The sequence below is a fragment of the Leucobacter denitrificans genome (assembly GCF_014396385.1).
Lineage (GTDB): Bacteria > Actinomycetota > Actinomycetes > Actinomycetales > Microbacteriaceae > Leucobacter > Leucobacter denitrificans.
Genome location: NZ_CP060716.1, coordinates 982,450 through 997,649, shown reverse-complemented (window position 1 = coordinate 997,649; position 15,200 = coordinate 982,450). Strand labels below are relative to the sequence as shown.

Annotated in this window: 11 protein-coding genes; 4 read left to right on the top strand and 7 right to left on the bottom strand. The window is 57.4% G+C overall.

All coding sequences use genetic code 11. From position 1 onward, the window contains the following. Window positions 1-54: 54 nt before the first annotated feature. The 4 genes from H9L06_RS04780 to H9L06_RS04765 all read right to left on the bottom strand — a co-directional run bounded on the left by H9L06_RS04780 (window position 55) and on the right by H9L06_RS04765 (window position 5,764). On the bottom strand, window positions 55-1,839 hold the full coding sequence (locus tag H9L06_RS04780; protein ID WP_187556089.1) for an N-acetylglutaminylglutamine amidotransferase: 1,785 nt from the start codon (window positions 1,837-1,839) through the stop codon (window positions 55-57). A gap of 175 nt (window positions 1,840-2,014) precedes the next feature. Further along, window positions 2,015-3,037, bottom strand: coding sequence for an NAD(P)H-dependent amine dehydrogenase family protein (locus tag H9L06_RS04775; protein WP_223165217.1), 1,023 nt, complete (start codon window positions 3,035-3,037; stop codon window positions 2,015-2,017). A gap of 83 nt (window positions 3,038-3,120) precedes the next feature. Then, window positions 3,121-4,353, bottom strand: coding sequence for an L-lactate permease (locus H9L06_RS04770; protein WP_343069261.1), 1,233 nt, complete (start codon window positions 4,351-4,353; stop codon window positions 3,121-3,123). 196 nt (window positions 4,354-4,549) lie between these two features. Continuing rightward, on the bottom strand, window positions 4,550-5,764 hold the full coding sequence (locus H9L06_RS04765; protein ID WP_187556087.1) for an MFS transporter: 1,215 nt from the start codon (window positions 5,762-5,764) through the stop codon (window positions 4,550-4,552). Window positions 5,765-5,836: 72 nt separating this feature from the next. On the opposite strand from H9L06_RS04765, the gene H9L06_RS04760 reads away from it, so the two are divergent. Continuing rightward, window positions 5,837-6,265: a pyridoxamine 5'-phosphate oxidase family protein gene (locus H9L06_RS04760; RefSeq protein WP_187556086.1), complete on the top strand. Its 429-nt coding sequence runs from the start codon at window positions 5,837-5,839 to the stop codon at window positions 6,263-6,265. A gap of 67 nt (window positions 6,266-6,332) precedes the next feature. Here H9L06_RS04760 and H9L06_RS04755 read toward each other — a convergent pair whose 3' ends face one another. The 3 genes from H9L06_RS04755 to H9L06_RS04745 form a co-directional block, all read right to left on the bottom strand. Then, complete coding sequence (locus H9L06_RS04755) at window positions 6,333-7,136, bottom strand: ABC transporter ATP-binding protein (protein WP_187556085.1); 804 nt, start codon at window positions 7,134-7,136, stop codon at window positions 6,333-6,335. A 104-nt stretch (window positions 7,137-7,240) separates the two neighbouring features. After that, complete coding sequence (locus H9L06_RS04750; RefSeq protein ID WP_187556084.1) at window positions 7,241-8,014, bottom strand: SCO4651 family lipoprotein; 774 nt, start codon at window positions 8,012-8,014, stop codon at window positions 7,241-7,243. Window positions 8,015-8,077: 63 nt separating this feature from the next. Then, the gene (locus H9L06_RS04745) at window positions 8,078-9,028 is read right to left on the bottom strand and encodes an NADP-dependent oxidoreductase (protein ID WP_187556083.1); all 951 of its coding nucleotides are present in this window, start codon (window positions 9,026-9,028) and stop codon (window positions 8,078-8,080) included. A 248-nt stretch (window positions 9,029-9,276) separates the two neighbouring features. Here H9L06_RS04745 and H9L06_RS04740 point away from each other — a divergent pair, with 248 nt between their 5' ends. The 3 genes from H9L06_RS04740 (at window position 9,277) to H9L06_RS04730 (ending at window position 14,696) form a co-directional block, all read left to right on the top strand. Beyond that, window positions 9,277-12,096 carry an Ig-like domain-containing protein gene (locus H9L06_RS04740; RefSeq protein WP_187556082.1) on the top strand — a complete coding sequence of 940 codons (2,820 nt, stop codon included), beginning with the start codon at window positions 9,277-9,279 and terminating at the stop codon, window positions 12,094-12,096. Window positions 12,097-12,188: 92 nt separating this feature from the next. Next, on the top strand, window positions 12,189-13,676 hold the full coding sequence (locus H9L06_RS04735) for a SpaH/EbpB family LPXTG-anchored major pilin (RefSeq protein ID WP_187556081.1): 1,488 nt from the start codon (window positions 12,189-12,191) through the stop codon (window positions 13,674-13,676). 180 nt (window positions 13,677-13,856) lie between these two features. Next, a complete protein-coding gene (locus H9L06_RS04730) occupies window positions 13,857-14,696 on the top strand; it encodes a class C sortase (RefSeq protein WP_223165216.1) in 840 nt (279 codons plus the stop codon). Window positions 14,697-15,200: the final 504 nt, after the last annotated feature.

Below are 15,200 nucleotides of genomic sequence, written 5' to 3'. Positions count from 1 at the left end.
CCCCCATGAGGCTTCTACTCGTGGGGGTTCCTTATTTTTACCGCAGTCCTCGGGTTACGACCCGACAAGGTGTCTTTGCAACCACATCTCGAGCACTGCGATTGACCACAGCGGGTTACTGCCCGCCGGGGTGTTGTGCCCGTTGGGATTGCTCAGTAGTTCGTCGACGTACGAGCCACGGAAAACTCCGCGGTCGCGCGCTGCTCGGCTTGTCAAAACATCACCGACCATGTCGAGCACCTCACCGCGCAACTCGGTGAAGCCGGGTACCGGAAAGTACCCCTTTGGTCGGTCAACGACCTCGTGAGGCAGCATTCTTCTGCCCAACTCCTTGAGCAGGCCTTTACCGCCCTGCATCGTCTTGAGCTCTGGCGGACACTGCGCCGCAAGTTCAACTAGCTCGTGGTCAAGAAACGGAACGCGCGCCTCGAGACCCCATGCCATCGTCATATTGTCTACTCGCTTCACCGGGTCGTCGGGCATGAACGTGTGGGTGTCGAGCCCCAGTACAGCGTCGACCGCAGTGTCGGTTGCGAGGTCGGCAAATTGCTCTTCAAGCAGCTTCATACTCACATCGGTCTCGCCCACGTGTTCGGCCTCGAGTATCTCGCGTAACTCGTCGTGGCTGCGGTCACGAAACGAAGCAGTGAACAGGTCGAGCGCATGCAACCGCGAGGCGTCGGCAAGTGGCTGATGGTAGCCATAACCCGCGAACAATTCATCGGCACCTTGCCCCGTCTGCACGACTTTCACGTGCTCGGAGACGGCTTCTGCGAGCAGGTAGAAGGCGGCCACATCGTGCGAAGCCATAGGCTCGCTCATGCTCTCGATCACGTGAGGAACGGCGGACGGCAGGTCGTCTCCTGGAATGTGCAATCGGTGGTGATCTGTATCAAAGTGCTTTGCGATGAGATCGGAGTATGCAAACTCGTCACCCTGCCGTTCGCCGATGCTGTCGAAGCCAATGCTGAAGGTTTGTAGACCTTCGACGCCCAGTTCGTTGAGTAGTGCGACGATAAGGCTTGAGTCGAGTCCACCCGACAGCAGCACACCGACCGGAACATGCGAGACCAGCCGTCGCTTGACCGCAGCGCTGAGCGTCATATGCAGCGCCTCTATCCAGTCGTCGGTATCCCACTCTGAGCGGCTCGCGTCTCTCCGGTAGTCGGCTGACCAATACACGCGATCTCGGGTGCGACCATCACTTTCAACCACCCGCACGGTGGCGGGCGGAAGCTTCTCTGCGCCCCGCAAGATCGTGCGAGGTGCGGGAACGATCGAGTGCCAACTCAGGTAGTGGTGCAGTCCGATGGGGTCGAGCGTTGTATCGACGCCCCCGCCCGCGATGAGTGCGGGTAGCGTCGAGGCGAATCGGAGCCTCCCATCGTTGCGCGTGAAGTAGAGCGGTTTGATGCCGAGGCGGTCGCGCGCGAAAACGACGCGGTTTCGGCGTTCGTCGAAGATTGCGATCGCGAACATGCCATACAAGTGATCGGCAAAATCCTCGCCCCACTTTGCGTACGCCTTGAGTATTGCCTCAGTGTCGCTCTCTGACGTGAATTCGAACTCGTCCCGTAGCTCTTCGCGCAGTTCGTGATGATTGTAGATGCACCCATTGAACACGACGGTAAGGCCGAGGTTCTCGTCGGTCATTGGCTGTGACCCGCGCTCGCTGAGATCAATGATCGCAAGACGATGGTGTCCGAATGCTGCCCACTGCCGGCTCCACATACCTCCGTCATCGGGGCCGCGATGCTCGACTGATGCCATCATCCGCTCCACAGCACGCATATCTGGCGCACCTGGTGTGAACAGCAGTTCTCCAACAATTCCGCACATGTCTCAGCTGGGCCCTCCTTGGTGGCGATAAGGGCGCGGTTGGTAATGCTCTCAGCGTCAGCGACGGTGGATCTGTCCGTTAGCGACCCCTCTTGGTGTATTCATTCTTCTCGAACTCGCCAAGAGGCAGTATCCACTGTGCGTATCTCCCTTCATGACCTATAATCTAACTCGCTCAGCGTGCGGTGAGGTGATCCGCAATATTGCCAGGCTGGAACCGCAAGGGCGGCAACTCAGCGACTGACACGTAACCGGGCTCGGCGTTCAATACCTGCGGCACACGGTTCACGAGCGTTGCGCAGGTCGTAAGGTGCGTCGGAAGTACTTGGTTCTCGAGATCGAGGTCGGGCTCACCTTTTAGCTCCCAAGCGTTGCTGTCTGCTTGACCCTCGACGTACACCTTGCCAGTCATCTCGAGCACGAGTACGGGCCCTTCAGCAGTGCGCACGGTATCGATATCGGTGAAACCAAGCACCTTGCCAGCAGGCACTGTCATTTCAAGCGCCTTGCAGTAGGTGTCTTCGGTCGCGAGAACGGGTTCGGTCGCCGTAGATGATTCAACGACGGTGAGACCGCTTGCCGCGGCCACCGCGTGGAGCGTCGGCCTTCCGAATGTCGGCGGGCGCTCAGCCCCACGCAGCCACTCTGCAAACTCCTCGAGCGTGTCACCGACCTGCTGGTCTCTCGCGAGTTCAGGACCGAAGTCCTCGACGTTCCACGAAGCCCGCCCGCGTACCTCATCAATGTGGTGCGCGGTGCCCATGAGCGTGGCGACGAGTTGCACCCAGTACCCATCTTGGTGACCCGAGCACGTGTATGTGACGCCGTGCTCTTTCGCGACTGCATCAATCTCGGCGGTGTCCTCTGGGCTTGTGTGCCACGAGTAGAGGTTCTCCTCAGCGAGTGAGATCACGTTTGCTCCGTGTTTCAGACACGCAAGCACGCCCTCCTTCACATCTTCCATGTAGCTCGCGGTAGTCATCACGACTAGGTCCGGTCGTGTACGTTGCACGACTTCCTCGATGTCACCCTCAATAGTGACCGTGACGTTCGGTATGCCCGTGACCTCGCTGAGCGGCTTTCCGATCGTCGACCGGCCGACGGCGCCGACGATTTCGGCCCCGCGCTCGGTCAGCATGCGCGCGATGATGCTTCCCATCGCGCCAACTCCATACATAACAACAGTTGGTGTACCCACGTGAATCGACTCCTTTGGCAATTCAATACGCAAGACGCGTGGCCCCCATACTAGTGACGCGCGCCGAGTGATGGGGGAGTCGCCTAGAAAAAGATGTACCCGAGCCCGGCAAGTAGGGCGACAATGATTGTGTTAGCGAGGAGCGCCGGCGACAGTATTCGGGCGACGGTGACACCTTCGTCGCCCCCAGGGGAGAGCAAATTCGCTGTTTGCCTTGAAACCTCCGCGCGAGCTGGCGAACACATCACCGCGGCACCTGAGGCCGCCGTCTGCACCGAGACTGCGTGCACGGAATCTAACCCGAGCCCGGATGCCGAAACGTTCAGAGGCCCGGCGAGCATCGCGGCAGAGGCGGTATTAGAACTGGTGACGAATCCCGCGATGAAGCCGCTTATCGGAACAAGCACAGCGAACGCCCCGCCCAGCAGAGCGATGCCTTCTGCGAGCGACGTTCCCATTCCATTCAGGCTCAGCAAGACACCAAATAGCACGAACAGTAACGTCACGCTGAATGCTGGCCCCCAGGCGCGGGTGCTCGAGGCCAGCGAACTCCAGGTGTCGCGCGACGCCATGCGAACGAGTAGCGGGGTGAAGGCAACCGCGACTGTGAGCCAGGTGGCCGGGTTCGTAAGAAGCTTCGTGTACGTCGATGGCCCGACGAAGGCGGCAAGGATCGTGCTCAGCGCGAGCCCAACGAGCACGATCACATAGGGCATCATGCCTCGCACGGCCAACGCTGTTGGTGGGTGATACTCCTGTTGTCCCCGGCGAGCAAAAAGCACGAGGATGACGGCTGCTCCTAGCGATGCCAAAACTCCCGCGAGCGATGGTGCCACAAACGCATTGACAGCAATCAACGTGATGCCCATCATCGAAGCCGTCGCAAGGCACTCGATCCACATCTTTACGCGCAGTGCCGCGCCGCCGTGCACCACGAGTATCGAGATCGCGAGTATGAAGATGACCGGCACATTGTAGAACGCGGTGACCGTGCCGATAGTCGTTTGGCTGAAACCGGTGAAGTCAGACGCGACAATGAGCGATGGTGCGAATGCTCCCCAGGGACACAGCATCATTCCGAGCAGGGCAATCTGGATCGCTTTGAGTTTCGAAAGCCCAGTGCCGAGCAGCATGGGTATGCCCGTGATCACTCCGAGGCCCCATCCGACTAGAGACTCAATGAGTGGCACGAGCACAAGCCCATAAAACAGCGCGGCCCGTTCGGGGCTCACCACGAGACGATTCAACCAGGTGTTGATGTCTTTCTGTGCCCCCGAGGCATGCAGCAGGTTCGCGAGTGCGATACCACCGAACATGATAAGCGCGAGTGTAATTGAAAGTTCAAGCGTCGAAGGCAGAGACTCTGTCAGTACGGCAGATCGTAGCGGGAACTCCCAGGCCAAGATAAGTGTGAGCACGATCGTTGCTGAGATGGCATATAGAGCCGGGACTCGAATCAGTAGGAGCAGCACTATGACCGCTAGTGGGAGTGAAGCAAGAAAATACTCCAAGCTACTCGACCTTCGCTGTCTCATCGGTCTTGAGTGAGCGTGAGTCGGGCAGTATTGTCCACACGATTGCAGCTATCGCGAGTAGCACAGCTGTCACTCCGAAGGCCCATCCGAATCCCGCGAAATCCACGATTGCGCCCGCGATGAGCGGGCCAAGCACCCCGCCCAGGTCGCTCGTCATCGAATAGCCGGCCACGACGCTGCCGCCGCGGCGCTGCGCAAGCACATCCGCGAGTACGGCCTGTTGCCCGGGATTCACGAGCGCTGAGCCAGCACCGGCCACCGCCATGACAGCAAGGGCCACCCAGACATTCGGTGATGCCGGTACGACGAAGTATGAGACTGCGAGCACGGCCATGCCGATGATGAGCATGGGCTTTCGGCCGATCGAGTCGTTCCATCTGCCTGACGGGAAGATGAGCAGCGCGTTACCGGCCGCGTAGCCAGCGAGTACCCATGCGGCCATCGCCGCGTCGCCTCCGTACGCCACTGCGACAAGGATCGGGATGATGGACACCCGAACCCCGAACGACGCCCAACCAAATGTGAAGACGGAGAGAAGCAGTGAGCGATACTGAGGCACTCTGAGCGCGTCACCAAAGCGCATGCCTGTGTCGTCGCCATCGACAGGGGTGGCTCTGGCAGCAAGGGTTGACTTGCGCAGAGCAACCGCGACGACGAGAGCAGCAGCGAGCAGGGTGAAAAAGTAGAAGACAAACGGTGCGCGGATCCCGAAGCTTGCAACGAGTCCGCCAAACACGGGCCCGAGCAAGCCTCCGAGAAGGAAGCCTGCTGCGTTGAGACTTGCGACTCGGCCCCGTGCGTCGGGTGGGCTCAGCTTGATGATTAGCGCGGTTGCCGAGATTGAGAACATTGCGGATCCAAGGCCACCAATGCCACGGAGCCCGAGGAACTGCACGTAGTTCTGCGCGAGTGCTGCGGCTCCGGTCGAGGCGGCGACGATGAGGATTCCCATCGTGTAGGTGCGTCGCTCACCAAGTTTGTTTGTCACCCAACCAGCGAGGGGTGCGCCAACCAGGCGCATGAGTGCGAATGCACTGACAATCGCCGAGGCGGCGAAATTCGTCACACCAAACTCGAGTGCAAATTGGGGGATCGCAGGTGCCACAACCCCATAACCGAGTGCAACGCTGAAACCCCCTGCGACGAGAGCCCACACCTCGAACGGGAGGCGAGGTTTCTGCGTTTCGGGCACCCCCGAAGTCTACCTTTGAGGTCAGACAACAGGTGTCTTCCATTTGCCCGCTGGGTAGGGAAGAATTGGGATATGAACGATAGGGAGCCGGTCCAGAAACTCACTGAATCTGAGTGCTGGGAACATCTTGCGACACAGAGCGTCGGCCGCATCGCTACGCGTGTTCGCGAGCTCGTTGATATCGTGCCAGTGAACTACGTCATTTGTGACGGTGGGCTTGTTATTCGTACGAGTGCGGGAAGCAAGCTTGCTGGGCTCACGATCACCCCCGCAGTGACCTTTGAGGTCGATCTCATCGGTGAAACGGGGGCGTGGAGTGTCGTCATTCACGGTCAAGCTCGCATACTCGATACCGATGAAGAGATCGCTGCCGCTGAAGAACTGCCGCTACGCCCCTACGTGGCGACACGGAAGCCGACCTTTGTGCGGATTGAGGTCGACGCAATTACCGGTAACTCCTTCATTTTCGGGCCAGAACCTGAAGTAGAGCAAGAAGGGTGAGAGGTAGACTCACACGCTTTGGTCGTTAGAAGGCGGGGTCCAAGGCTGGCGCCTTCCGGCCCGGGCCTTACGCCGTCACCTTCGATCTCACACGCATTGCGCGCGCTTGCCAACGCCCGTCTTGGTGATCAATTTTGATGGGGTACGAAAAGCATTCTGAGACGAGCTCGGTTGTGAGCACCTCGGTCGCTGCTCCTGAAGCGTGTACTCGCCCGTCCCTGATGAGCATCGCGTGGGTCGTGGTCTCGGGAAGCTCCTCGAGGTGATGGGTTACTAAGACGGTCGCAAGCTCAGGTTGGAGCTCGTGTAGCTCATCGACGGTGGCGAGAAATTCCTCCCTCGCCGCGACATCGAGCCCGGTTGATGGCTCATCGAGCAGCAGCAGTGGTGGATCAGACATAAGCGCCCTCGCTATGAGCGTGCGCCCGCGCTCTCCCTGCGACATGGTTTCCCAGTTTCGATGTTGGAGGTCATGCATTCCGAGTAGTCCAACAAGTTCATCGGCACGAGACTCGGCGTCGACGTCGGATTCCCAACGCACCATGAGCTCGGTGGTTCCGGTGAGTCCAGTAAGCATAACTTGCCGCCCCGTGAGGGCAGATCTCAACGGATGCCTGGGGTTCACATGGCCGATCTTTTGACGGAGAAAACGAATGTCGACGCGACCTAGCCGGTGCCCGAGCACGTATACGTAGCCGCCCGAGGGGTGATTGACGGCACCGCACATGCTCATGATGGTGCTTTTCCCCGCACCATTTGGCCCAATTAGTGCCCAATGTTCACCGGCATTTACAGTGAAGTTAATGTCCGAAAGTATGTGGCGGTGACTCCGTATGAAATCTACGTGTTCGAGTCTGAGGATCTCAGTCAATAGGTGCCCTCCATCGCGCCCAGTGTGGTTCTACCAGAGCAACTCTAGCAATCAAACAAAGCGCGCCAGTGAAGGGCACCCGTAAACCTGAGTAAATAGCGCGGCTACATCTCGACGATTTGGTCAGCCGATGGGGCCTCGATCGATACGGGTTCGCCCCACTTGGTGAAGTTCGACTCTGCGGTAGTGCCCTGCAGGTCCATGACGAATCGGCGAGGAAGATCGTCGGCACCTACGTTCATCACGTAGGTCATTGTTTCAGGGAGCTCTGCACCCTCTGTGGGCACACCCTGGCCCGAGAGCAGCGTCGCTGTGTCAAGTGTGAGCGTGTATTCGTAAGTTTCGACTCCGTCGACCTCAACGGTTTCATCAGAAACCTCGAAATCAGTGAGTGCTTCAGAAAACAGCTCCATCTGCTTCTGGGGGTTGCTCTGCGAAATCATCGAAGCGTACTGGCCTGCCTCGGGAGAATTGAGGTCTGTTGCGACGAACTTGTTCTGGGTCATCTCTCCCATGTTCATGTACAACATGGAATCGACGACAACGATTTGCATAGCGCTGGGGGCTGACATCGACATGCTCATCTTGAGGGCCGAGGGGTCATCTGAAAGCTGGACATCGCCGCTCATCATTGTGGACTGACCATTTGCGGTCATAGTCACCTCGTTGTGCACGCTGCCGGCGGCAATCTGCGCTGCGCCAATTCGCTCAGCGAAATCTTCTTCGGTGAGCTGAGTGGATTCTGTCTTCTGGGTTTCGGTTGACTGTTCTGTCGAGGGTGCTTTCTCGGCGGCCCCGTCACCACATTCGGTGAGGCCTAGGGTCGCAGCTGCGGTGATAGTGGTGATGGCAAGGGTTCGTTTCCAGAAAATACTCATGGTGCACAATCCTAGGGGCATCGCTGGCGCTGCCCGCCCAGCTTGCGTCTAACTGTGGATAACTCAATCCATCGTTAGTACTATCTTCCCAACCGTGCGATTTGTTTCACCCAGCCGATGAGCTTCTGCGGCTTCCGTGAACGGAAAGCTTTGCGCAATAGTCGCGCGTAGTTTCCCTGTTGAAACGAGTTCGGCTATTTCTCGCATGTTGTGCTCCGACGAGTCGACGAGCATCCGTAAGGCTCTCACTCCTAGTTGATCCGCTTCGTCGTAAAACTCTTGCGGCCCAGTGGGCCGTATCGACACGACAATTCCGCCAGGGCGCAATACTCTCAACGACCCCATCGAGATGTCGTCGCCAAGCGTATCGAGCACGACATCGATGTCGCTAAGTACATCTGCAAAGTCGGTGGATCGATAATCGATCGTCTCGTCCGCCCCGATGCTTCTGAGGAACTCGTGCTTTGGTTCGCTGGCGGTTCCAATGACATATGCTCCGCGTGCCTTCGCGATCTGTACTGCGAGATGGCCTACTCCACCCGCTGCCGCGTGAATGAGCACACGCTGGCCAGGCTGTACGTCTGCGTACTCGACAAGAGCCTGCCAGGCAGTCAGAGATGCGAGTGGGAGCGCCCCCGCTTGCGCATGATCCACTTCGGTTGGTTTGTGCGCGAAAAATCTTGCAGGAGCACTCACGTATTCCGCATGCGCACCATGGCCAAACGGGTAGGTCAGCATTCCGAACACCTCGTCGCCCGGCGCAAACCTCGCGACGCCAACTCCTACGTCCTCCACTGTCCCCGAGAGGTCCCAACCGAGGACGAACGGAGGTGATCCGAGAAATCCTCCCGTCGCGCGGTGCTTCCAGTCCGTTGGGTTCAAGCTCGCTGCGTGCACTCGAATGAGAACCTCGTTCGCTCGAGGCTTGGGTCGTTCGGCCATGAATATTTCAAGTACCTCGGCTCCGCCAAGTTCTTGCTGACCAATTGCTCGCATTGTGGATCCGGAGTTCATGACCCCCAGTATTCCGTATGGTTTCTCCTTCGACTACTTAATTTGATCCCGCCACTACCTAAACGCGAGCGAAGACTACTTAATCTTGGGGGTTGATGTTCTGAACTATAGGTAGAGAACTATTTCTAAACCTTCGCAACCTCATACTTACTAGTGCTTGCCCGATACGGGGAGCTGACGACGGGCTGAACCTTTGAAGATCACGCCGAAACGTCATACACATTTTCTAGTCAACTTGAGGTAGGCGAATGAAGCTTTCGGCTCGAATTTTCGGTCGCAAACGCAAACATGGCGTCGCCGCACGCGGGCGCATGTTTGGGGCGGCAGCAATCGTAGCGACGATGCTGGGAGGCTCGATTGGCGCAGCCACTACAGTAGGGCCGCAGAATGTAACTGCGGCGCACGCGGCGACTGCCGAGGCAGCACCTGAAGTTTTCAAGTTCATTGCGTTCAATGACAAGATCGACACGGCTGTTGATGAATTTCGAACCTCGTTCGTGTTGAAAGTGCCACGAGGGTATGTGAATCCAACCACGGGACAGCTCACTGCTGTTGACGGCGACTATTTGCGCCTGGGTTACGACTTCGCCGGCAAGCACGGCAACCCAGTAAATCTGTACTACCTCAATACCATGGACGGTGGTGCTGGCGCAGATCGCTGGTCACGCAACCAGGACCAGTACTTCACAATTCACAAAGTGATCTCGAGCGGCAAGAATGACTTCCTTGTCATCTCTGCTGTTGGCGATATGAATCTCATCGATTCCGTGCCGAACATTGTCGATCCGGGTCAGATGAACTGGTACTTATCCTATTCTGCCGATACGAATAATTGGTTCAGCTCTGCCCTCACCAAGTTTCCAGTAGATTACTGGAACTACGGAGGCTTCATCCAAGGTGTGAACGCCACACAGGGTCCGGTTGTGCAGGTTCAGTACGACGATCGGCACTCATTGTGGTCACAACGTCAGGCCAACTGGGCAGCAGTGCTCGACTTCGGACTCAACGGTTTCAGCCCTGGCGTTCTTCCTGCAAACTCTATTGGCGTTGAACTCGTCAACAACGCCTTTAATTCGGTAGACAGTGGACCCGAAAATTCGGTGAGTGATTCATTTTGGTTTGCTTGGGTTCACGAAGATGGCAGCCTGGTTACGGCGATCAACACCGCCCCGATACATGTGTCCGGAGTTACTCCGAGTCGCGGCCCATACACCGCGAGCAACAGCAATGTCGTGAAGAATGTTGTTCCCGCAACGCCTGGGGCGCCCACGCTAGCGTATACCGAGGAAGCAGCCGCGCAGGGTCTGACTGAAAGAGTTGGCACGGATGGTTCCGTTGACTTTACGGACGCCGGAGGAACCGGTTATTACCGCCTCATCGTATGGCCTGAGGCACATAGCCCCCTGAACATTACAAATGCTGAAGCAGAGTCAAAAGCACCGGCGGCGCAGTACACTGCTGGCGATCTTTTCGCACCCGACGGAGAAATGGTTGAAGCTGCCCGTGCATTAGGTTGGACCGCGGGTACAGCCGTATACAAGTATGAAATTCATGCGCCAGACGCGCCAGTAATCGAAGTGCCGGCCGTCGGTTCCTCCACAAATAACAACGGCAGCATCGTTTTGAGTGGCACCGGCTCACCGGGACATTCGATAACTCTAAAGTTTGGGGCAGCATCCACGATCACGGACGTGCACAGTAGCTCTCTTAATGTCATCGCCGATGGCGATCACGATTGCGAATCTGCAACTTGTGAAGTGATGGTCGACGAGTCTGGTCGATGGACCTATACCTTTGTGCCAGAGACTCCACTTATTGATGGGCCCTACTCCGTGGTAGCACTGCAAACTGAACATGCGTCAGGGTTCAGTATTACGAGTGACCCGTCAAACCCTGACGATATCGAGGCTCCCACACGCTGGGGTGTGACATTCACCGTAGATACGGTTGCGCCAGCGGCAGTTTCGATGGATTGTCCGGCATCGCCAACTGAGGACACAACTCCCACCGTTGGTGGCGGAGGTGTTGAAGCTGGAGCTTCGGTACGCGTGTATCAAGACGGTGAATATGTAGCCGACGCAGCAATCTCTGGAAGTACCTGGAGCTACACCTTCGACACTGAGTTCAAGAGCGGAAACTACAATTTCACTGCTACCCAGGTCGACGAAGCAGGAAACGAATCGGAACACTCGGCACCACCGTGTGCGGTTCGAGTATCCACGAGCGTTGAGACTCAGGGGTCCAAGGTCGTCGCGCCTATACAAAACGGGCCGTCTGGAAACACCCTACCGGGGGCGGGTAACTGGGACATCACTGCCACGAGCGCTAGCGGCGAGTACGTGTTGAACGGTAGCGATCCAGTCAAGCTTGAACGAGACGTGATCTACACGATTGGCGAGCGTCTGCATTCAGATGAAAACACTTCCAGCAATGCCGCCTTTTACGTGCAGAAGGGCACCCCTACATGTACCGATGCCGATGGGGTAACACTGCCGAATGAGATATTTGATCCACAGGCCAGTGAACTCAAGATCAGCCTCACGGACGACGTGAAGGAACCGATCCGCTGCTCGATTGTTAACCAAGCGGCAATCACGGCCTTGGTGACGAAGCAGGTTGGGGGCCAAACTCTTGAGCCTACGAGTGATTGGACCCTCTCCGCCGAGGCCTCAAACTCAGAGTTCAACTTTGAACTTGGAGCGGGTGCAAACGTACTTGAGACTCTGCCGGGCGGATACTCGCTCAGCGCGACCGCTCCCGATGGGACGACAGTACTCGCGATTCAGAAGCTCAATCTTGAGGACAACGATTGTCTGGCTGCGTCTGCCGTACCAACGACTGTGCCCGAAGAATGCTGGGAAGATCTCGGCGGTAAGGACGCGGTAGACACTGTCGTTCAAGGCCAACCAAACATCTTCCGCACGGTCGCAGTATCTGCCGAGGCCAGGCCGACACTTCCGCTGACTGGTGGTCTTGGAAGTTGGATCTTTACTGCGCTTGGACTGGGGGCACTTTCACTCGCACTCATCGGCTTTGAAGCTCGACGCCGACGCCTGGCCATGCACTAGAAACCGTCAGTCTTAACAGATTTCGGCACCGAGTTGCCGAGGGCGCTGTCGCGCCGCCGTGCTTACGCACAACCAACAAATGAGAGGAACAAATGATCAAGAACACGCACACATCGTCGAGGCGACGAGTCGCCCGCTTCGGTGCTGCCGCGCTTGCGGCAGGCGTACTTGCCACAGTGGCAACTCCTGCCTTTGCGGCACCGGGAGACGGGACCCCCGGCTCGATTACGGTCTACAAGCTAGAGCAGCCTTCGACGTCGTTCGGCCCGAACGACGGCACCGCGCTCGATACCACTGGTGCAACGCCACTGGTAGCTGGCTTCACAGCCTGCTCGGTTGACGGAATCGACCTCACCAAGTCGGCAGATTGGCAGCGACTCACTGACCTGAGTGTTGCGCTCGGCGTAGACAACACGCCAGTAGTCATGGAGGGGGCGACTCAGCTCACGCTCACCTGTGGCAGTGAACAAACCACGAGCGGAACCACTGGTGAAACTCAGTTCTCGGACCTGGCTTCGGATCTCGCATACGTTGTTTACGAATCGACCCCAGCGGCCAACGCGGTGTCGGTCGCGCAGCCATCGCTGATTACGCTGCCGTATCCCGGTACTTCTGGTACTCAGTGGAACTACAACCCAGTGATCTACCCGAAGAATATCGTTGCTGGATCCGGTTCAACGAAAACTGCGGACATGGTTGGTGATCAGGTCACCTTTACCGTCACCGTCCCAGTGATGCCTCTTTCCAACGGGGAGAACTACTCAGAGTTTCGCATCAACGACAAGCTGAACGATGCGATTATCTTTGAGAGCGCAACCGTGGCGTTGCATGATTCGAGTGGGGCAGAAGTCACACTTGATGGCGGTGACTACACGTTGACACCTGCAGCTGCCTCGACTGTGGGCGGGGAAGAAGTAGTCCTCTCGTTGACGGCGAGCGGACTCGCAAAGCTCGACGCAAACATCGGCGGAAAGATTGTGCTCACCATTGACGGTCAGGCAGATGGCACGGCCTCAACCGAGAATGAGGCAGTAATCACTGTCAACAACAAGAGCACTGATCCGGGCACAGGTCCCCAGGTCGTTGATCCGGAAACATTTGTTTCGAAGTCGTGGATCTACAAAGTGGCGAACTGGAAAGATGAAAATCAGGCGAACTCACCTCTCGCTGGAGCACAGTTTGACGTCTATACCGCGGCCGCTGACGCCGTAGATTGTCCTGCTGAACCAGATGCGAATGAGACTCGCGTGTTCGCGGGTCTCGAATCGGACGCCAACGGCTTCGTATCGGAAACCACCCTGGTTGAAGGCAACTACTGCGTTTACGAGTCGGTCACTCCGCTCGGCTTCAAGCCGCTGAACGGCGGAATGCTCCTGAACGTTGCCGATGCGGATTCACCGTACGTGACAATCGTGAATAATCAGGTTGGCGCGACTGAGGGCGACCTGCCTTCGCTCCCAATCACCGGTGGGTCGGGAACCGTCTTGATGATGGCAGCCGGTGCATCCCTCCTCGCACTCAGCGCTGGAATCTTCCTGGTGGCCCGCCGCCGTCGCGAAGAGCAGCCGCAGGAAGCATAGCCAACTAGCAAACGCTACTGGCTTGGGAGCGTGTCATCGGAGATCCCTCTGAAGGCACGCTCCCGATGCAGCTATCAAACGAAAACTAGGGTGGGGAACCTCGTCATGGCACGAACTAGCGACACACAACGCATTCGACATTGGAAACTTAGTAGATCAAGCCTTTCCATTGCCTTGCTCGTGCAAGTCGGACTCTCGCTACTTCTCTACCCATCCGCGGCTGCCTGGGTGTCGCAGTACAACCAGTCGAACATCGTGTTCGATCAAGTTGAAGCTAACGCCGAGGCAGCTCGAAACAAATTGAAAGTCGGTCTCTCTGAGGCACGCAAATATAATGAACTTCTGCAATCTGGCGCAATCTACTCAGGTGGCGCGAATGTCGCAGAGGGAACCGGAATTGCTATTTCCGAAGCAGGCGAATCTTTCGACTATTGGAAACTCCTCAAAGCAAGTCCGACTGGAACCATGGCGCGCCTCTTGGTGCCATCAATCGATCTAGATCTGCCTGTCTACCACGGCACGAGCGACGAGACCTTGCTCAAAGGCGTTGGCCATCTGCAGGGTACTTCACTTCCGGTCGGAGGAGCTGGCACTCGTTCTGTGCTCACAGGGCATCGTGGCCTTGCGAACTCGACCATGTTCACCAACCTCGACAAAGTCGAAAAGGGCGACTCGATAATTATCGAGGTTCTTGGTGAAGTGCTGACCTACCGAGTAATGAAGATCGAGGTCGTCGACCCCGACGCGACCGAAGAAATTCGCGCCGAAGCGCATAGAGATCTCGTCACGCTGGTCACCTGCACGCCACTTGGCATAAACACGCATCGCATACTTATCACTGGTGAGCGGGTGACTCCAACCCCCGCAGAAGATGTCACAATGGCGAATACTCGCCCGCAGGTGCCTGGATTTCCCTGGTGGGCTGTCTATTACACCGTCGGCACTGCAGCCGTCTGGGTTACTTTCTGGCGCGCCGGCTATCGCAACGGGCAACGCGGACGGCGGCGCGCACGACAATAAGGCGCCCGTTCTAGGGCCGTCGTTCAATTTGCCTGACACCCGCTGTGGGGACACCTCTGAAACGCTTGTTGAGTTTCGAGTGCCGCCTGGTCGACTGTTCGCATATACATAGCTTTCAGCCGTATAGGCTGCTGCGTTAGTGATCGCTTCTGTGCCTAGCTGATATCTGCGTGTGACCGCGTCGAACTCGTCTTGCGGGTGACTGCGTAGAGACCCCAACGCTCCGGTGGTAACTAGGGGGAGAAACCACCGGAGCGTCTGACAGATAGGGTTCTGTCGTACTGAGGTAACCGCACCGTGGAGTTAAATTGGGGGATGCTCTTTGGTGAGGTCTCGAGTACGTTCACTAGTTTGGCCTGCCGAGCCCCCAGGAAATGACGATTTCGTCACTTTGCGTACGAATCGCGTCAGAATACGTAGGAGAAGTCTCTGCTTTACGTATGCAGAAGCCATGATTGTGTCTCAAATCAAAGACCTTTACGTGTTTGCTTAGCGCGGAGCGGA

Coding starts and splice junctions, on each gene's coding strand:
- H9L06_RS04770 (WP_343069261.1), bottom strand. CDS start 4,353: ATGTTCGGTGGTATCGCACTCGCGAACCTGCTGCATGCCTCGGGGGCA.
- H9L06_RS04750 (WP_187556084.1), bottom strand. CDS start 8,014: ATGAGTATTTTCTGGAAACGAACCCTTGCCATCACCACTATCACCGCA.
- H9L06_RS04780 (WP_187556089.1), bottom strand. CDS start 1,839: ATGTGCGGAATTGTTGGAGAACTGCTGTTCACACCAGGTGCGCCAGAT.
- H9L06_RS04740 (WP_187556082.1), top strand. CDS start 9,277: ATGAAGCTTTCGGCTCGAATTTTCGGTCGCAAACGCAAACATGGCGTC.
- H9L06_RS04745 (WP_187556083.1), bottom strand. CDS start 9,028: ATGAACTCCGGATCCACAATGCGAGCAATTGGTCAGCAAGAACTTGGC.
- H9L06_RS04760 (WP_187556086.1), top strand. CDS start 5,837: ATGAACGATAGGGAGCCGGTCCAGAAACTCACTGAATCTGAGTGCTGG.
- H9L06_RS04735 (WP_187556081.1), top strand. CDS start 12,189: ATGATCAAGAACACGCACACATCGTCGAGGCGACGAGTCGCCCGCTTC.